An 18,623-nucleotide genomic window follows, 5' to 3' on the forward strand; every position below is an offset into this window, starting at 1 on the left:
CACATACTGTTTACAGGCGGAAATGGCGGGTAGACGAGCGGCTTTTCGGCGCTCCCTAGCGCCAGTTCACGGTCCCGCCGGCCCCCGGTCCCGTCGCCTCGATCTTGGCGCGTATCTCCCGCATCACCGCCACGATCCGCTCCTCGTGCCCGGCCGTCAGACGGGCCACCGGCACCGAGCAGCTGATGGCGTCCTGTGCCGGATGCTCGTACCGCAGCGCGAACCCGAAGCCGACGATCCCGGTCACGCTCTCCTCGCGGTCCACGGAGTACCCCCGCGCCCGCACCCCGGCCAGGTCCGCCCGGAGTGACTCGCGGTCGGTGTGCGACGTGGGGGTGAGCGCCGCGTAGGGCCCCTCGGGCAGCTCGTCGTCGGGGCGCTCGGCCAGGAGCGCCTTGCCGAGGGCGCCGACGTGTGCGGGGAGGCGGCGGCCGACGCGGCTGATCGTGCGCGGATACGCGTGCGACTCGCGGGTGGCGAGGTAGGCCACGTCCCGCCCGTCCAGCCGGCCCAGGTGGATCGTCTCGCCCAGCGCGTCGGACGCCTCGTCGAGATACGGCCGCACCAGGCGCACGCGCGGGTCGGAGTCGAGGTAGCCGGTGCCGGTCAGCAGCGCGTGGATGCCGATGCCGTACAGGGAGCCGGTGACGTCCGTGCGCACCCAGCCCCGGCCGATCAGGGTCCGGAGCAGCGCGTACATCGAGCTCCGCGGCACCCCCAGCGCGTCCGCCAGCTCCTGGAGCCGCGCCGGGCGGTCTCCGCGCTCGGCGAGCAGTTCCAGCAGCTCGATCGTGCGCGCGGCCGATTTCACCTCGCGGACACCGCCTGTCTCCGACATGTGCCGATCGTAAGCGGGGGCGCGGGCGGCATTGACGGCCGCCGTTCGCCTATCTAACCTCCATCTTCATCCATGGATGACGTCTACATAGGGAGATGAGGAAGGTGGGCCTCGACACCGACACGGTCCGGCGGCTGCGGGAGGGCATGGCGGCGGGCGTGCTGTCCTTCCCGCTGACGAGCTTCCACCAGGACGGCTCCCTCGACCCCGACGGCTTCCGCGCCCATGTCGCGAGCCGGCTCGCCGCCGGCCCCGGCGCCCTCTTCCCCGCCTGCGGCACCGGCGAGTTCTTCTCCCTCGACGAGGACGAGTACCGCACGGTGGTGCGGATCGCCGTCGCGGAGGCCGCGGGGCAGGTCCCCGTCGTCGCCGGCACCGGGTACGGCTGGGCCCAGGCCGCCCGCTTCGCCCGGATCGCCGAGCAGGAGGGTGCCGACGCCCTGCTCGTCCTCCCGCACTACCTCGTCGCCGCCCCGCAGGACGGCCTCGTCGCGCAACTGGAGCAGCTCGCCGCCCGCACCCGGCTCCCGCTCATCGCCTACCAGCGCGGACAGGTCCGCTACGGGGTCGACGCCTTCCGCCGGATTGCCGCGATCCCCTCGGTCGTCGGCCTCAAGGACGGCCACAGCGACCTCGACCGCCTCCAGCGCCTCACCCTCGCCGCCCCCGAGGGCTTCCTGCTCTTCAACGGCGCCGCCACCGCCGAGATCCAGGCCCGCGCCTACGCCGCCGTCGGCGTCCCCGCCTACTCCTCCGCCGTGCACGCCTTCGCCCCCGAGATCGCGGGCGCCTTCTTCACCGCCCTGCGGGACGGCGACGCGAGCACCGTCGAGAAACTGCTGCGCGCGTTCTACGTCCCCCTCGTCGAACTCCGCGACCGGGCACCGGGCTACGCCGTGTCCCTCGTCAAGGCAGCCGCCCGGCTGCGCGGCGCCCCCGTCGGCCCGGTGCGCGCTCCGCTCACCGACCCCTCGGCCGCCGACCTGGCCGACCTCAGGACCCTCCTGACCACCGGACTCGACCTCGTGGGAGCCGCCCTGTGAACCTCGCCATCACGGACGTACGCCTGACGCCGATCCTGGTCGCCGACCCGCCGCTGCTCAACACCCAGGGCGTCCACCAGCCCTACACCCCCCGGCTGATCGTCGAGGTGGAGACCGCCGACGGTGTCGTCGGGGTCGGCGAGACGTACGGCGACACCAAGTACCTGGAGCTGGCCCGCCCCTTCGCCCGGCGGCTGATCGGCCGGCCGGTCAGCGACCTGAACGGGCTGTTCACGATCGCCGACCAGGTGGCGGTGGACTCCTCCCGGATCTCCGGCCAGGTCGACGTGGGCGGCCTGCGCGGCGTCCAGACCGCCGACAAGCTGCGGCTGTCCGTCCTTTCCGGGTTCGAGGTCGCCTGCCTCGACGCCCTCGGCACCTCCCTCGGGCTGCCCGTGCACGCGCTGCTCGGCGGCAAGGTCCGCGACACCGTCGAATACAGCGCCTACCTCTTCTACAAGTGGGCCGCCCACCCCGAGGGCGCGCCCGGCGAGGCGGACGACTGGGGCGCGGCGACCGACCCGGCCGGGGTCGTCGCACAGGCCCGGCGCTTCACCGAGCGCTACGGCTTCACCTCCTTCAAGCTCAAGGGCGGGGTCTTCCCGCCCGACGAGGAGATCGCCGCCGTACGCGCCCTCGCGGCGGCCTTCCCCGGCCACCCGCTGCGGCTCGACCCCAACGGCGCCTGGAGCGTGGCGACCTCGCTGCGGGTCGCCAAGGAACTCGGGGACGTCCTCGAGTACCTGGAGGACCCCGCGCTCGGCACACCGGCCATGGCCGAGGTCGCCGCGGCGACCGGCGTGCCGCTCGCCACCAACATGTGCGTGACGACCTTCGCCGAGATCCAGGAGGCCTTCACCCGCGGCGCCGTGCAGGTCGTCCTCTCCGATCACCACTACTGGGGCGGGCTGCGCAACACCCAGCAGCTCGCCGCCGTCTGCCGGACCTTCGGCGTCGGCGTGTCCATGCACTCCAACACCCACCTCGGCATCTCGCTCGCCGCCATGACCCATGTCGCGTCCACCGTGCCGAACCTCCACCACGCCTGCGACTCCCACTACCCCTGGCAGTCGGAGGACGTCCTGACCGAGCGCCTCACCTTCGACGCCGGAAAGGTCACCGTCTCCGACGCCCCCGGCCTGGGCGTCGAGCTCGACCGCGACCGGCTCGCGTTCCTGCACCGGCGCTGGCTCGACGACGACGGCACCCTCCGCGACCGCGACGACGCGGCGGCGATGCGGGTGGCCGACCCGCACTGGGTCACGCCCTCGGTGCCCCGCTGGTAGGCGCCACCGGCCGCGCCTGGTGACGGCGCGTGCCCGGGGGTCGCGCGACGTGCGGGGGCCGGTGTGCTCCCGTTCGCGGTGTGACGGGAGGGCGACGGGGGGCGGTCCGGTGGCCGGGTGGTGCAGACTGGCCAGATCCGCACCACGTCAGGGAGCGCACCGTGACCGCGTCCACCGCGTCCACCGGAGAGGGACACCACCGACAGAACGACCGGGCCGCCCTGGTCGACCCCCTGGCCGCCCGGCGGGCGCCGGGCGATCCCCCCTGGGACGTCTACCTCACCGGCACCGTCTTCCTCGACATCATCTTCACCGGCCTCGACTCCGCCCCCGTGCGCGGCACCGAGTCCTGGGCACGCGGCATGGGCTCCAGCCCCGGCGGCGTCGCCAACATGGCCACCGCCCTGGCCCGTCTGGGCCTGCGCACCTCCCTCGCCGCCGCCTTCGGCGACGACCACTACGGCGAGTACTGCTGGGACGCCCTGGAACAGGGCGAGGGCATCGACCTCGCCGCCTCCCGCACGGTCCCCGGCTGGCACTCGCCCGTCACCGTCTCCATGGCCTACGAGGGCGAGCGGACCATGGTCTCCCACGGCCACGAACCGCCCCCGCAGACGATGCTCGTCCACAGCGGCGCCCCCGACCGCCCACCGCACTCCCGCGCCGCCGTCGCCTCCCTCACCCCCGGCAGACGCGACCCCTGGATCGCCCGCGCCGCCGCCCGCGGCACCCGGATCTTCGCCGACGTCGGCTGGGACGACACCGGCGCCTGGGACCTGGCCGGCCTCGCCGACCTGGAACACTGCGAGGCCTTCCTGCCGAACGCGGAGGAGGCCATGCGCTACACCCGCGCCGACTGCCCCCGCGCCGCCGCCCGCGCCCTCACCGCGTACGTCCCGCTCGCCGTCGTCACCCTCGGCGCCGAGGGTGCCTACGCGGTCGACGGGCGCACCGGCGAGACCGCCGAGGTGCCCGCCATCGCCGTCGAGGCCCTCGACCCCACCGGCGCCGGGGACGTCTTCGTGGCCGGTTTCGTCACCGGCACCCTCGCCGACTGGCCGCTCGCCGACCGCCTCGCCTTCGCCGGCCTCACCGCGGCGCTCTCCGTCCAGGAGTTCGGCGGCTCGCTGTCCGCCCCCGGCTGGGCCGAGATCGCCGCCTGGTGGCGCAGGGTCCAGTCGGTCGAGGGCCAGGCCCCGGAGGCGCTGCACCGGTACGCGTTCCTGGAGGCCGTACTGCCCAGGGACGACACCCCGCCCTGGCCCCTGCGCCGCGCGGTCCCCACGATCGGCTTCGGCCGCTCCGCGTAGTCACCCGGGTGGCCACCGGGCCTGACCGGGCCCATGACAAAACCGCTCGGCGTTGTCAGCCCCCTGGCGTACGCTTGAACTCGCCAGGCCGCCACTCGTGGCAGGCGCGTCACATCCGGGAGGACGTAGAGGCCTTCGGGCCGGCCTATGACTCAGACACCCACAGCTCACACGCCCGCGCAGGGCAAGGCGAGAGCACAGTTCACGGTTCCCGCCCAGCACCCCATGGTCACCGTGCTGGGGTCCGGCGACTCCCTCCTGCGCGTGATCGAGACGGCTTTCCCGGCGGCCGACATCCACGTCCGGGGCAATGAGATCAGCGCTACCGGCGACCCTCGGGACATCGCCCTCATCCAGCGCCTGTTCGACGAGATGATGCTGGTGCTCCGCACCGGGCAGCCGATGACGGAGGACGGAGTGGAACGCTCGATCGCCATGCTGCGGGCGAGTGAGAACGGGACGAGTGACGGCCAGGAGACCCCGGCCGAGGTACTGACTCAGAACATCCTGTCCTCGCGCGGCCGCACCATCCGGCCCAAGACCCTCAACCAGAAGCGGTACGTCGACGCGATCGACAAGCACACGATCGTCTTCGGCATCGGCCCCGCCGGTACCGGCAAGACGTACCTGGCCATGGCGAAGGCGGTCCAGGCCCTGCAGTCCAAGCAGGTCAACCGGATCATCCTGACCCGCCCGGCGGTCGAGGCCGGCGAGCGCCTCGGCTTCCTGCCCGGCACGCTCTACGAGAAGATCGACCCCTACCTGCGCCCGCTGTACGACGCGCTGCACGACATGCTGGACCCGGACTCGATCCCGAAGCTGATGGCCTCGGGGACGATCGAGGTGGCGCCGCTGGCGTACATGCGTGGAAGGGCGCAACCGATCTTCACGAATGTCCTGACACCGGACGGCTGGCGCCCTATCGGCGACCTTCAGGTCGGGGACCTGGTCATCGGCTCGAACGGTGAGCCGACTCCGGTCCTCGGGGTGTACCCGCAGGGGGAGAAGGACGTCTACCGCGTCACAGCTCAGGACGGTTCCTGGACGCTGTGCTGCGGCGAGCACCTGTGGACGGTCAGGACGCGCGACGACAAGCGCCGTGACAAGCCGTGGCGGGTCCTGGAGACCCAGGAGATGATCGGCAATCTGCGGGCAGCCCACGCTCGCCGGTACGAGCTGCCGATGCTCACGGCACCGGTGTGCTTCCCGGAGCGCGAGGTTCCCATGGACCCGTACGCGCTGGGGCTGCTGCTGGGTGACGGATGCCTCACCGGTTCCACCACCCCGTCCTTCGCGACCGAGGACGCGGAACTGGCAGGTGCGCTGGAGTCCGCGCTGCCCGGTGTCGCGGTGCGGCACAAGGGCGGGCCGGACTACGTGCTCCAGCGCGTGAAGTCCCCGGGCGACGTAGCGACTCTCGAGAACCCTGTCACACGTGTTCTGCGTGAGCTGGACCTGTTCCGGACCCGCTCACACACGAAGTTCGTGCCGGACGACTACCTGTACAACTCCGCCGAAGTACGACTGGCCCTCCTCCAAGGGCTGCTCGACTCGGACGGCGGTCCGGTCACCCAGAAGGACCGTACGTCCCGCATCCAGTACACGACCACGTCGATTCTGCTGCGCGACGACGTCATCGCCCTGGTCCAGTCCCTGGGCGGCGTCGCCTACACCCGCCGCAGACCTGCCGAAGGCCGCAAGCCGGGCTTCGCCAACGGTCGGGAAGTCGAATACCGCCGTGACGCCCACATCGTCGACATCCGCCTCCCCGAAGGCGTCGAGCCCTTCCGCCTCGCCCGCAAGCGCGACAAGTACCACGCGGCAGGAGGCGGCGGACGTCCGATGCGGTTCATCGACTCCATCGAGCCGGCAGGCAGGGAAGAGACCGTCTGCATCCAGGTGGCCGCCGAGGACTCCCTCTACGTCACCACGGACTACCTGCTGACCCACAACACGCTCAACGACGCCTTCATCATCCTGGACGAGGCCCAGAACACGAGCCCCGAGCAGATGAAGATGTTCCTCACCCGCCTCGGCTTCGACTCGAAGATCGTGATCACGGGTGACGTGACCCAGGTGGACCTGCCCAACGGCACCAAGTCCGGTCTGCGCCAGGTCCAGGACATCCTGGAGGGCGTCGAGGACGTCCACTTCTCCCGGCTGTCGTCCCAGGACGTGGTACGGCACAAGCTGGTGGGCCGTATCGTCGACGCGTACGAGAAGTACGACAGCACCAACGGCACGGAGAACGGCACCCACAAGGGCGGCCGGACCACACGGAAGTAGACAAGCCAGCACATGTCGATCGACGTCAACAACGAATCCGGAACCGAGGTCGACGAGCAGGCGATCCTCGACATCGCCCGCTACGCCCTCGCACGGATGCGCATCCACCCGCTCTCCGAACTCTCGGTGATCGTCGTGGACGCCGACGCCATGGAGCAGCTGCACATCCAGTGGATGGACCTGCCGGGGCCGACGGACGTCATGTCTTTCCCGATGGACGAACTGCGTCCGCCGTCGAAGGACGACGACGAGCCCCCGCAGGGCCTCCTCGGCGACATCGTGCTCTGCCCCGAGGTCGCCGCCAAGCAGGGCACCGAGGCGCCCACCCAGCACTCCATGGACGAGGAGCTCCAGCTGCTCACCGTCCACGGAGTGCTGCACCTGCTCGGCTACGACCACGAGGAACCCGACGAGAAGGCCGAGATGTTCGGCCTCCAGGCGGCCATCGTGGACGGCTGGCGCGCGGAGAAGGGCCTGACCGGCCCGTCCCCGGCTCCGACCGTCTCATGAGCCCCACCCTGGTCTCCGGCGCGATCGCCCTGGTCGTCGTCGCCTGGCTCGCCGCCTGCGCGGAGGCGGGCCTCGCGCGCGTCTCCAGCTTCCGTGCCGCGGAGGCCGTACGGTCCGGGCGGCGCGGCAGCGCCAAGCTCGCCCAGATCACCGCCGACCCCACCCGCTACCTCAACGTGGCGCTGCTCGTGCGCGTCGCCTGCGAGATGGCGGCCGCGGCGCTGGTGACGTACGCCTGTCTGCGGGAGATCGACGGCACCGCCCCCGCGCTGCTTGCCGCGATCGGCGTGATGGTCCTCGTCTCCTACGTCGCCGTCGGGGTGTCCCCGCGCACCATCGGCCGTCAGCACCCGCTGAACACGGCGACGGCGGCGGCGTACGTCCTGCTGCCCCTCGCCCGGATCATGGGCCCGATCCCGTCCCTGCTGATCCTCATCGGCAACGCGCTCACCCCCGGCAAGGGCTTCCGCCGCGGACCCTTCGCCTCCGAGGCGGAGCTGCGCGCCCTGGTGGACCTCGCCGAGCAGGAGTCCCTGATCGAGGACGAGGAGCGCCGGATGGTGCACTCCGTCTTCGAGCTCGGCGACACCCTCGTCCGCGAGGTCATGGTCCCGCGCACCGACCTCGTCGTCATCGAGCGGTACAAGACGATCCGCCAGGCCCTCACCCTCGCCCTGCGCTCCGGTTTCTCGCGGATACCCGTGAGCGGGGAGAGCGAGGACGACATCGTCGGGATCGTGTACCTGAAGGACCTGGTCCGCAAGACGCACATCAGCCGGGACGCCGAGTCCGACCTGGTCTCCACCGCGATGCGGCCCGCAGCCTTCGTGCCCGACACCAAGAACGCCGGCGACCTGCTGCGCGAGATGCAGCTCCAGCGCAACCACGTGGCCGTCGTCATCGACGAGTACGGCGGCACGGCCGGCATCGTCACCATCGAGGACATCCTGGAGGAGATCGTCGGCGAGATCACCGACGAGTACGACCGGGAACTCCCGCCCGTCGAGGACCTCGGCGACGACCGCCACCGGGTCACCGCCCGCCTCGACATCACCGACCTCGGTGAGCTGTACGGCCTGGAGGAGTACGACGACGAGGACGTGGAGACCGTCGGCGGACTGCTCGCCAAGGCGCTCGGCCGGGTCCCCATCGCCGGGGCGGCGGCCGTGGTCGACCTCCCGGACGGCCGGGCCCTGCGGCTCACGGCGGAGGCGGCGGCCGGTCGCCGGAACAAGATCGTGACGGTGCTGGTGGAGCCCGTCGAGCGGCCTGCGGAGGGGACCGAGGAGGAGAAGCCGGAGTGACCCCGGAGCAGCTGCGCGCCCTGTGCCTGTCCTTCGAGGCGGCCGAGGAGGACTTCCCCTTCCGCCCCGAGATCTCCGTCTTCAAGGTCCTCGGCAAGATGTTCGCGCTGAGCTGGACCGAGCAGCGCCCCCTGAAGGTCAACCTCAAGTGCGACCCCGAGGACGCGGTCCGGTTGCGTACCGACCACCCCGGCCTGATCGCTCCCGGCTACCACATGAACAAACGCCACTGGAACACGGTGACCGTCGACGGCGACCTGCCCGAACGGCTCGTCCGCGAGCTGGTCGAGGACTCCTACGACCTGGTCGTGGCCGGCCTGCCCCGCGCGGAGCGCCTGCGCCTGGACCGCCCCTGAGGGGTGCGCGCGTACGGGGGTACCCGTGGCGGGGCGCTGTACGGGCCGCTCCGTATGCTCGGACCATGACCGACAGCAACGCGCTCGACCCCGAGGACCGCAAGATCGTCACCCTGGCCCGTTCGGCGCGGGCCCGAGGCGGTGTGCCCGAGGGGGCGGCCGTCCGGGACGACACCGGCCGTACCTATGTCGCAGGGACGGTGGAGCTGCCGTCGCTGAGGCTGAGCGCCCTGCGGACGGCGGTGGCGATGGCGGTGGCGTCGGGAGCGGCGTCACTGGAGGCGGCGGCGGTGGTGAGCGAGGCGGAGGGGCTCGCCGAGGAGGATCTGGCGGCCGTACGGGATCTGGGCGGGCCGGGGACACCGGTGCTGCTGGCCGCGCCGGACGGGTCGGTCCGCAGCACCGTGTCCGCCGGCTGACCCGCCTCTCAACTCGGCCTGAAATCGACCTTGTCGTCTCCCCGTCCCTCCCGGTCAATGGAGCCGTAACGTCCGACGGACCGTCAGATCCACCCCCCACCGGGCCCGGTGACCGCACCCACCGTCCCGCTCCGACGCCCGTCTCCCCACATCCGGGAAGGAGCCGGAACCCATGAGCAAGCGAATCGGATCAGGTGCGGCACTGCTGGCCGGGGCCCTCGCGGTCACCGGGCTGGCTCTCGCGCCCTCGGCCGCCGCCGTCACCCCGGACACGGCGACCATCACCGCGAGCTGCGGCATCTTCGGCGGCGGGGCGGCCACGCTCACCGCCACGCAGTCCGGTACCTCGGCGACCCTCACCCTCACCTCCTCGATCACCACGCCCCTCTCGCTCGGGGCCAACAGCATCAACTCGACGCTCACGATGGCGAACTCGACCGGTCCCGCCCGCGTCTTCAGCGGATCGGTCAACCCGGCCATGGCGGCCGGCAGCACGATCACCGTCGGCCCGCTGCCCGGCACCGTGGCCTCGGGCGACAGCCTCGACTTCAAGGGCGGATCGCTGAAGATGGTGATCTTCGGCATCACCGTCACCTGTACGACGAGCGCGGCGCAGGCGCCGGGTCCGTTCGTCTTCTGACCGGTAGCGGCCGGAAATCCCTTCTACGGGCCGTCGGTTTCCCAGCGGGACCAGGAAGCTGACGGCCCATCAGTTGACCTCTTCCCGGCCATTGACTTCTTTCGCGATCCGGCCGTCAATGCCCCCTGTCGGCGCAGAAGAGCCGCTGCGCCCGCACCCTGGAGGAGGGGGCAAACATGGGTTCAGCCCGAAGTGCCCGAAGTTCCCGAAGACGGCGCTGGGCCTCGCTGCTCGGGGCGAGCGCGCTCGCGGTCACCGCGGGCGGCGCACTCGCGTGCCCGGCCGGCGCCGCGACCAACGTGGACTTCCCGACGCACTGCATCCCGCCGGCGATCGCGGGCATCCCGCCGATCGACGGCACCAGCACCGCGCAGATCACGGTCGACAACACCAGCCCCAAGGTCGGCGACACGGTCACCGTGACCTACACGGTGGTCAAGGCCGCCGCGAGCAACCCCACCGTGATCGATCTGCCGGCCGACATCATGACGCCGACCGGAGTGGTCGCTCTCGGTGGGGCGCAGACCGGCACCGTCACCGTCGCGGGTCCGAAGAAGAACCCCCCGGTGCCCGGCAACGGTGCCTTCCCGTCGTTCTCGATGACCGGCACGTTCACGGTCACCTCGCCCGGCGCGATCACCCTCTCGCCCGGCGCCTACAACATCCACACCAGCTACATCCTGGAACTGGACACCGTCTGCACGGTGACCAACCCGCCCGCCCCGGTGTCGGAGACGGTCACCGCGGCGGACAACCCGCCCGCCAACACCCGTAACCTCGCACTCGGTTCGGCCTCCGGCGGCCCTGGCGACCCCGTCTCCTTCACCGGCGGCGGCTTCACCAAGGGCGCGACGGTCACCGTCGCCGGGCGCTCCGGATCCGACGAGACCGCGGACAGGACCACCGTGACCGCGGACTCCTCGGGACGCATCTCCGGCTCGCTCGCCGTCCACGCCCTCACCACCACCGGGATCGTGGCGTACGAGGGCAGCGCCTGGAGCGCCGACCTGGGCACCTCGACCGCCGCGTACGTCGTCATCGACGACACGCCCGTCCCCGAGGGCAGCCAGAAACTGACGACGACCGTCAAGGCGGGTGACCTGTCCATGGAGCAGTCCGGGGACAGCGTCACGATGTCCGCGGTCGACTTCGGCTCCGGCGCCCCCTCGACCGGCGGTCTCAACGCGGTGACGGTCAAGGACTACCGCGGCGGTCCCGCGGGCTGGTCCCTGACCGGCAAGGTCACCGACTTCAGCGGACCCGGCGCCAAGATCGACGCCGGCAAGCTGAGCTGGACGCCCGTCTGCACCACCAAGGCGGGCAGCCCGAGCACCTGCCGGGCCGGCTCGGCAGGCGTCGTGGGCAGCGCGGGGGCGACCCTCGCCTCCACCCCGGACGGCACGCTCACCGGTGGTGAGTTCACCGCGAAGGCCGGGCTCTCCCTCGACGTACCGGCGTTCACCCCGCCGGGCTCGTACGCCGGTGTCCTGACGCTCACGCTCACCTGAACCACCCGTCCGCACGGTGGCCGGGCGGCCGCCCCACAGGCCCGCACCCGCCCGCCCACCGAGCCCGTCCCATCACTCGTGGAACACCTGTGGGGGTCCGCACCCATGTCGCCGCGCAAACCGTACGCCGCTCTCCTCCCGCTGCTCCTGCCGTTCCTGCTCGGCCTGCTGACCGCCGCGCCCGCCCGGGCCGCCGACAACGGAAGCTGGTCGGTCTACCCCGTCGCCTCGGCCGTCGCCGCACGGCCGTACTTCTACGTCTCTGCCGATCCGGGCCGGAGCGTCCAGGACAAGGTCGTCGTCGCCAACAAGACGGCCGGGCCCCTCACCTTCCGGCTGTACGCCGCCGACGCCTACAACACCGCCCGCGACGGCGGTTTCGCCGTGAAGTCGCTCGGGGAGCGGATGCGGGGCGTGGGCGCGTGGGCCGTCCTGCCGAAGGACCGGATCACCGTGCCCGCGCACAGGACCGTCACCGTGCCGTTCACCGTCAAGGTGCCCGAGGACGCCGAGCCCGGGGACCATCCCGGCGCGATCGTCGCCCTCGACGAACGGATCGACCGGGGCGACGGCTCGGTCGCCCTCGGCGTCCAGCGGGCGGTCGGCGCCCGCGTCTACCTCACGGTCGGCGGTCCCACCCTGCCCGCGCTGGCCGTCGAGAACGTCCGCATCAGCCACCGCCAGCCGCTGATCCCCGGCCTCGGCGACAGCACGGCGACGATCTCCTACACCCTGCACAACACGGGGAACGTCACGCTGAAGCCGAAGGTCGCCCTCAAGGCGGAGGGCCTTTTCGGCCGCACCCTGCTCACCCGCGACCTGAGGAACCTCCCCTCCCAGCTCCTCCCGGGCCAACGCGTCCGCCTCACCGAGACCTGGCGGGGCGCACCCCAGCTGGACTGGGCGGACGTGAAACTGACGGCGACCGCCACGGGGACGAAGGAATCGGCGACGGTCTCGTTCGTGGCGGTGCCGTGGCTGCTGGCCGGGGTGGTGATGGCGGGTACCGCCCTCGGGGGGTGGCTCTTGATCAGACGGCGCCGAACGCGCCCTGAAGGGGCGCGGGGCGTCGACATCATGCGGCTCCCCCGCAGGGCGCGACCGGCCCCCACGGACTCGCACCCGAAAGCCCACACACCAACCGGCGCTTAAAGGGCATCCGGCCCCCGCTCACCCGTCCGTACCCGCACCACCGTCTCCACCGGCACCGCCCACACCTTGCCGTCCCCGATCTTCCCGGTGTGCGCCGCCCGCACGACCGCGTCGATCACCGCCTCGGACTCCGCGTCCTCGACGACGACCTCGATCCGTACCTTCGGCACGAGGTCGACCTGGTACTCGGCCCCCCGGTACACCTCGGTGTGGCCGCGCTGCCGGCCGTACCCGCTGGCCTCGGTCACGGTCAGCCCGTGGACGCCGAGCTCCTGGAGCGCCGTCTTGACCTCGTCGAGGCGGTACGGCTTGACGATCGCGGTGATGAGCTTCATCGGGGTTCCTCAAACGGACGTGTGCGGAGAAGGCAAGCGCTGGCTTACAGGGAAACTGATAGAGTGTGAGACATGGTGCAGCAGGTGAAGCGGGCATTCAAGTACCGCTTCTACCCCACGGACGAGCAGGCGGCTGAGCTGTCGCGCACGTTCGGTTGCGTCCGCCTTGTGTACAACAAGGCGCTTGAGGAGCGCACGCGGGCTTGGTACGGCGAGCAGCGCCGGATCTCCTACGTGCAGTCCTCCGCCGCGCTGACGGACTGGAAGAAGACCGAAGAGCTCTCCTTCCTGACGGAGGTGTCCTCCGTCCCGCTCCAGCAGGCGCTGCGCCACCTGCAGACGGCGTTCGGGAACTTCTTCGCCAAGCGTGCGAAGTACCCGCGCTTCAAGTCGCGGAAGAAGGCCCGCGCATCGGCCGAGTACACCCGCAGTGCCTTCACCTGGCGTGACGGGCGTCTGACGCTGGCGAAGATGGCGGAGCCGCTGGACATCCGCTGGTCGCGTCCTCTGCCCGAAGGTGCCCGGCCGACCACGGCGACCGTCTCGCAGGACGCCTCGGGCCGCTGGTTCGTCTCGCTGCTCGTCGAGGACACCGTCACCGCGGCCCCCGCCACCGGCGCGGCGGTCGGGCTGGACGCCGGGATCACGTCGCTCGTGACCCTGTCCACCGGTGAGAAGGTCGTCAACCCCAAGCACGAACGCCGTGACCGCGTCCGTCTGGCGAAGGCCCAGCGGGAGTTCTCCCGCAAGGTGAAGGGCTCGAACAACGGGGAGAAGGCCCGTGTGAAGGTCGCTCGCGTGCACACGCGGATCGCCGACCGGCGCCGGGACTTCCTTCACAAGCTGACCACTCGACTCGTCCGTGAGAACCAAACGGTCGTGATCGAGGACCTCACCGTCCGTAATCTGCTGAAGAACGGCAGGCTCGCGCGCGCCATCTCGGACGCCTCCTGGACGGAACTCCGGTCGATGCTGGAGTACAAGTGCGCCTGGTATGGGCGTCAACTCGTCGTGATCGACCGCTGGTTCCCCAGCTCGAAGCTGTGCGGGGCCTGCGGCACGGTTCGCGAGAAGCTGCCGTTGAACGTCCGAGAGTGGACGTGCGACGATTGCGGCGCTGTGCATGACCGCGACACGAACGCGGCCCGCAACACTCTGGCCGCCGGGCTGGCGGCAGCAGCCTGTGGAGACGGTGTAAGACCTCAACGGGAGTCCTCCCGGACGGGCCGTCGTCGGTGAAGCAGGAAACCCAGCGGGCAACCGCTGGAATCCCCCGCCGCCAGGCGGGAGATGAAGTCAATCCTGCGGCTTGACCTTCTTCTTCCTCTCCTCCTTCTCCTTCTGGGCGGAGGGGAGGACCGAGTGGCCGACCGGGGCACCGTGGCCCAGGACGCCGTGATCGTATGCGGTCTCGGCGTGCACCGTAAGGTCCAGTCCGGTGTGCTCCTGGTCCTCGTCCGCGCGCAGGCCCAGCGTGCGGTCGAGGAGGGTGCCGATGCCGTACGTGACACCGAAGGCGTACGCCGCCACGACGACCACCGCGACCAGCTGCCTGCCGAGCTGGGTGAACCCGCCGCCGTACAGCAGACCCTCCGTGCCGCCGGTCATGGTGTCGACGGCGAAGACGCCGATGAGGAGGGTGCCGAGCACGCCGCCGACCAGGTGGACGCCCACGACGTCGAGCGAGTCGTCGTAGTTCAGCTTGAACTTCCAGCTCACGGCGTACGAGCAGACGGCGCCCGCGGCGAGACCGACGACGAGCGCGCCGAGCAGGGAGACCGAGCCGCAGGAGGGGGTGATCGCGACCAGACCGGCCACCGCGCCCGAGGCCGCGCCGAGGGTGGTCGGATGGCCGTCGCGCTTCTGCTCGACGAAGAGCCAGCCCAGCAGACCGGTGCAGCCGGCGGCGAGCGTGTTGAGGAAGACCGCGGCGGCGAGACCGTTGGCGCCGAGCGCCGAGCCCGCGTTGAAGCCGAACCAGCCGAACCAGAGCAGACCGGCGCCCAGCACGACCATGGGGAGGTTGTGCGGACGCATCGCGTCCTTCTTGAAGCCCAGGCGGGGGCCGAGGACGAGACAGAGGGCGAGTCCCGAGGCGCCTGAGGTGATCTCGACGGGAAGCCCGCCCGCGAAGTCGAGCGCGCCGAGCCGGGCGACGATCCAGCCGCCGGGGCCCCAGACCCAGTGGGTGACGGGAACGTATACGAGCAGCGCCCAGACGGGGACGAAGACCAGCCAGGCCGCGAATTTCGCCCGGTCCGCGATCGCGCCGCTGATCAGGGCCGCCGTGATGATCGCGAAGGTGAGCTGGAAGGTGGCGAAGAGGAGCGTGGGGACCGTGCCCTGGACGCTGTCCGGGCCGAGACCCGCCATGCCCGCGTGTTCCAGCCCGCCGATGATCCCGCCGCCCACGTCGTCCCCGAAGGCGAGGGAGTAGCCGGCGGCCAGCCACACGATCGTGACCAGCGCGATCGACACAAAGCTCATCATGAGCATGTTGAGCACGCTCTTCGTGCGGACCATGCCGCCGTAGAAGAGGGCCAGACCCGGGGTCATCAGCAGGACGAGCGCGGTGGCGGCGAGCAGCCAGGCGGTGTCGCCGGTGTCGACGTGTGCGGCGGCGAGGGACGTCACGAGGTCTCCAACGGTGGGGTGGGCTCGTCAGAGGGTCACCGGTCCCGGTTTCCGGTCGCGTACAGGTGTGTTTCCGTGACGTTTCGTTGCGGGCGGGTTTCCGGAAGCTCACCGTGGGGGGCGGGGCCGCTCGTGTGTGCGGCGGGGCTTCATGGATCAGGGAGAATGGGGGCCATGAGCGTTCGTAACCAGTCATCCGAGCAGCCGGCCGGGACCCTGCACCGTGCCGGCTTCGCCTGCTTCGTGGGCCGCCCCAACGCGGGCAAGTCCACCCTCACGAACGCTCTGGTCGGGAAGAAGGTGGCGATCACCTCCAACCGGCCGCAGACCACCCGGCACACGGTCCGGGGCATCGTGCACCGCCCCGACGCCCAGCTGATCCTGGTCGACACCCCCGGTCTGCACAAACCGCGCACGCTCCTCGGCGAGCGCCTCAACGACGTGGTCCGCACCACCTGGGCCGAGGTCGACGTGATCGGCTTCTGCCTCCCGGCGAACGAGAAGCTCGGCCCCGGCGACCGGTTCATCGCCAAGGAACTGGCCGGCATCAAGAAGACCCCGAAGGTCGCCGTCGTCACCAAGACCGACCTGGTGGACTCCAAGGTGCTCGCCGAGCAGCTCATCGCGATCGACCAGCTCGGCAAGGAGCTGGGCATCGAGTGGGCGGAGATCATCCCGGTCTCCGCGGTCGGCGACCGTCAGGTGGACCTCCTCGCCGACCTGCTGGTCCCCATGCTCCCCGAGGGCCCCGCCCTCTACCCCGAGGGCGACCTGACCGACGAGCCCGAGCAGGTGATGGTCGCGGAGCTGATCCGCGAGGCCGCCCTGGAGGGCGTCCGCGACGAGCTGCCGCACTCCATCGCCGTCGTCGTCGAGGAGATGCTCCCGCGCGAGGACCGCCCCGCCGACCGGCCGCTCCTCGACATCCACGCGAACATCTACATCGAGCGCACCAGCCAGAAGGGCATCATCATCGGCCCGAAGGGCCGCCGCCTGAAGGACGTGGGCATCAAGTCCCGCCAGCAGATCGAGGCCCTGCTCGGCACGCCCGTCTTCCTCGACCTGCACGTCAAGGTCGCCAAGGACTGGCAGCGGGACCCCAAGCAACTGCGCAAGCTGGGGTTCTAGCCCGCACGGCGGCGGTCGTACGGCCGCGGACCCTCAGTCGCCCCCCGCCCCCACCCCGCCGGGAGCGAAGTCCTGCAACCCCACCACCCGCAGCAGCCGCAGGCGTTCGTGGGTGTCCGTGCCCGGGCGGGCCGTGTGCACGACCAGGAGCTGGTGGTGCTCGTGACTGAGCAGGACCTCGCAGTCCAGGTCCAGCAGGCCGACCAGCGGGTGCAGGAAGCGTTTCGTCGCCTTGTGGCGCAGGGACACCTCGTGGGCGTCCCAGAGGCGGGCGAACTCCTCGCTGCCCGACCGGAGTTCGGCGACCAGCGCGGCCGGTTCCGGGTCGTCGGGGCGGGCGGCGGTCACCGCGCGCAGATTGGCCACCTGGGCGCGGGCGTGGTCCGGGCGGTCCTCCTCCGGGAACAGGGTGCGCGCGGCCGGGTCCAGGAAGTACCTGCGGACGAGGTTGCGCTCGCGCCGGGGCCGGGACATCACGTCGAGGGTCAGCGCCCTGGCCATCGCGTTCTGCGCCAGCACCTCACCGCAGTCGGTCACCACCTGCGCCGGGGTGTCGTCCAGCCGGTCCAGGATCAGCATCAGCCCGGGCGACACATGCGTCGACGCCGTCTCGCGGCGCGGCGGCTCCTCGCCGGCCAGGTGGAAGAGGTGGTCGCGTTCGTCGGCGGTCAGGCGCAGGGCACGCCCCAGCGCCGTCAGCGTCTGGCGGGACGGACGCGGCCCCCGGGACTGCTCCAGGCGGGTGTAGTAGTCCACCGACAGGGCCGCCAGCTGGGCCACCTCCTCGCGGCGCAGGCCGGGGGTGCGACGGCGGGCGCCCAGGGGCAGCCCCACGTCCGAGGGCGCGAGGCGGGCCCGGCCGCGGCGCAGGAAGTCGGCTAGTTCGGCTCGGTTCACCCCTCCAGGCTGCGTCCTCGCGCCCGGCTTATCCAGGGACCGCCGGTCCCCCGATCGACGGGTCCCTCCCGCCCGGCCGGGTCCCGCCCCAGGGTGGGAGCACAGACCGAGAGGGGAAGACCATGCTGACACTCGTGACCGGCGCCACCGGACAGGTCGGCCGGCGGTTCGTGCCGCGGCTGCTGGCCCAGCGGGAGCCCGATGAGCGCGTACGCGTCCTGGTGCGGGAGGCGGCGCGCGGGGAGCGGTTCGCCGCACTGGGCGCCGAGGTGGTGACCGGGGACCTGCGGGACGAGGAGGCGCTCGGCAGGGCCGTCGCCGGCGCGGACGCCGTCGTGAACGTCGCCGCCTCCTTCCGCGGGGTGCCCGACGAGGAGGCGTGGGCCGTCAACCGGGACGCGGCCGTGACCCTGGGACGGGCCGCGCGCAGCGCCGGGGTACGGCGGTTCGTGCAGGTCAGCACGGGGATGGTGTACGGCGTGGGACGGGGCCGGCCGCTCACCGAGGACGACGAGACCCGGCCCGGCGGCATGATGTGGGGCGCGTACAACGAGTCCAAGGCGGCCGCCGAGCGGGAGCTGCTGGCGCTGGAGGGGCTTCAGGTGAGGATCGGCCGGCTGCCCTTCGTCTACGGCGACGGCGACCCCCACCTCGCCCAGGCCCTGGAGTGGGCCGCGAGCTGGGCGTCGGCCCAGCGGCTGCAGATGGCCCACCACGCCGACGTCGCCCAGGGGCTGCTGCGCCTGCTGTACGCGCCCGCGGTGGGCGGGCCGGTCTACAACATCGCCGATGACGCCCCCGTCACGACGGTCGAGCTGTACCGCCTCAACGGGGTCGAGGTGCCGGCCGGCCTCGGGACCGGGACCGGCACCGACCCCTGGTTCGGGATCATGTCCACCCGGCGCATCCGCCGGGATCTCGGCTTCCGCCCGGTCTACCCGTCGGCGTGGACCGCCCGGGACGCCGGAGCCCTGTAG

General features: G+C 71.5%; 17 protein-coding genes and 1 pseudogene. 14 read left to right on the plus strand and 4 right to left on the minus strand.

Annotated features, from left to right (window positions below; genetic code table 11):
• Positions 1 to 55: 55 nt before the first annotated feature.
• Positions 56 to 838: an IclR family transcriptional regulator gene (locus AQJ58_RS02700; RefSeq protein WP_067244380.1), complete on the minus strand. Its 783-nt coding sequence runs from the start codon at positions 836 to 838 to the stop codon at positions 56 to 58.
• A gap of 95 nt (positions 839 to 933) precedes the next feature.
• On the opposite strand from AQJ58_RS02700, the gene AQJ58_RS02705 reads away from it, so the two are divergent.
• From AQJ58_RS02705 to AQJ58_RS02755, 11 genes are all read left to right on the plus strand, one after another.
• Positions 934 to 1,881: a 5-dehydro-4-deoxyglucarate dehydratase gene (locus AQJ58_RS02705; RefSeq protein WP_199844514.1), complete on the plus strand. Its 948-nt coding sequence runs from the start codon at positions 934 to 936 to the stop codon at positions 1,879 to 1,881.
• Positions 1,878 to 3,167: a glucarate dehydratase family protein gene (locus tag AQJ58_RS02710; protein WP_067244382.1), complete on the plus strand. Its 1,290-nt coding sequence runs from the start codon at positions 1,878 to 1,880 to the stop codon at positions 3,165 to 3,167. Before AQJ58_RS02705 ends, AQJ58_RS02710 begins: the two co-directional genes overlap by 4 nt.
• 161 nt (positions 3,168 to 3,328) lie before the next feature.
• On the plus strand, positions 3,329 to 4,477 hold the full coding sequence (locus AQJ58_RS02715; RefSeq protein ID WP_067244383.1) for a carbohydrate kinase family protein: 1,149 nt from the start codon (positions 3,329 to 3,331) through the stop codon (positions 4,475 to 4,477).
• 147 nt (positions 4,478 to 4,624) lie between these two features.
• Positions 4,625 to 6,763 carry a PhoH family protein gene (locus tag AQJ58_RS02720; protein WP_067244385.1) on the plus strand — a complete coding sequence of 713 codons (2,139 nt, stop codon included), beginning with the start codon at positions 4,625 to 4,627 and terminating at the stop codon, positions 6,761 to 6,763.
• Positions 6,764 to 6,775: 12 nt separating this feature from the next.
• Positions 6,776 to 7,273, plus strand: coding sequence for an rRNA maturation RNase YbeY (ybeY, locus tag AQJ58_RS02725; RefSeq protein ID WP_067244387.1), 498 nt, complete (start codon positions 6,776 to 6,778; stop codon positions 7,271 to 7,273).
• Complete coding sequence (locus tag AQJ58_RS02730; RefSeq protein WP_067244389.1) at positions 7,270 to 8,577, plus strand: hemolysin family protein; 1,308 nt, start codon at positions 7,270 to 7,272, stop codon at positions 8,575 to 8,577. Before ybeY ends, AQJ58_RS02730 begins: the two co-directional genes overlap by 4 nt.
• Positions 8,574 to 8,933, plus strand: coding sequence for an MmcQ/YjbR family DNA-binding protein (locus AQJ58_RS02735; protein ID WP_067244391.1), 360 nt, complete (start codon positions 8,574 to 8,576; stop codon positions 8,931 to 8,933). The genes AQJ58_RS02730 and AQJ58_RS02735 overlap by 4 nt, the downstream gene beginning before the upstream one ends.
• 65 nt (positions 8,934 to 8,998) lie before the next feature.
• The gene (locus AQJ58_RS02740) at positions 8,999 to 9,352 is read left to right on the plus strand and encodes a cytidine/deoxycytidylate deaminase family protein (RefSeq protein ID WP_067244393.1); all 354 of its coding nucleotides are present in this window, start codon (positions 8,999 to 9,001) and stop codon (positions 9,350 to 9,352) included.
• 172 nt (positions 9,353 to 9,524) lie between these two features.
• A complete protein-coding gene (locus tag AQJ58_RS02745) occupies positions 9,525 to 9,992 on the plus strand; it encodes a hypothetical protein (RefSeq protein ID WP_067244394.1) in 468 nt (155 codons plus the stop codon).
• 176 nt (positions 9,993 to 10,168) lie between these two features.
• Entirely contained in the window at positions 10,169 to 11,500 is a 1,332-nt protein-coding gene (locus tag AQJ58_RS02750) for a beta-xylosidase (protein WP_079078662.1), read from the plus strand.
• Positions 11,501 to 11,605: 105 nt separating this feature from the next.
• A complete protein-coding gene (locus tag AQJ58_RS02755) occupies positions 11,606 to 12,652 on the plus strand; it encodes a WxL protein peptidoglycan domain-containing protein (protein ID WP_067244396.1) in 1,047 nt (348 codons plus the stop codon).
• Here the strand turns inward: AQJ58_RS02755 and AQJ58_RS02760 are convergent.
• On the minus strand, positions 12,649 to 12,987 hold the full coding sequence (locus tag AQJ58_RS02760; protein WP_067244397.1) for a P-II family nitrogen regulator: 339 nt from the start codon (positions 12,985 to 12,987) through the stop codon (positions 12,649 to 12,651). The two genes, AQJ58_RS02755 and AQJ58_RS02760, sit on opposite strands and share 4 nt — an antisense overlap.
• Positions 12,988 to 13,059: 72 nt before the next feature.
• Between AQJ58_RS02760 and AQJ58_RS02765 the strand changes: the two are divergent.
• Positions 13,060 to 14,300, plus strand: a pseudogene (locus AQJ58_RS02765) (RNA-guided endonuclease InsQ/TnpB family protein).
• Here the strand turns inward: AQJ58_RS02765 and AQJ58_RS02770 are convergent.
• Entirely contained in the window at positions 14,284 to 15,621 is a 1,338-nt protein-coding gene (locus AQJ58_RS02770; protein ID WP_067244399.1) for an ammonium transporter, read from the minus strand. The pseudogene AQJ58_RS02765 and the gene AQJ58_RS02770 overlap by 17 nt on opposite strands.
• Positions 15,622 to 15,795: 174 nt before the next feature.
• On the opposite strand from AQJ58_RS02770, the gene era reads away from it, so the two are divergent.
• Positions 15,796 to 16,749: a GTPase Era gene (era, locus tag AQJ58_RS02775; RefSeq protein WP_067244401.1), complete on the plus strand. Its 954-nt coding sequence runs from the start codon at positions 15,796 to 15,798 to the stop codon at positions 16,747 to 16,749.
• Between the two features lie 33 nt (positions 16,750 to 16,782).
• Here the strand turns inward: era and AQJ58_RS02780 are convergent, their stop codons facing one another.
• Positions 16,783 to 17,646, minus strand: coding sequence for a helix-turn-helix transcriptional regulator (locus tag AQJ58_RS02780; protein ID WP_067244402.1), 864 nt, complete (start codon positions 17,644 to 17,646; stop codon positions 16,783 to 16,785).
• 122 nt (positions 17,647 to 17,768) lie between these two features.
• Between AQJ58_RS02780 and AQJ58_RS02785 the strand changes: the two genes are divergently transcribed.
• A complete protein-coding gene (locus AQJ58_RS02785) occupies positions 17,769 to 18,623 on the plus strand; it encodes an NAD-dependent epimerase/dehydratase family protein (RefSeq protein WP_067244404.1) in 855 nt (284 codons plus the stop codon).

The organism is Streptomyces sp. DSM 15324 (assembly GCF_001514285.1).
Lineage (GTDB): Bacteria > Actinomycetota > Actinomycetes > Streptomycetales > Streptomycetaceae > Streptomyces.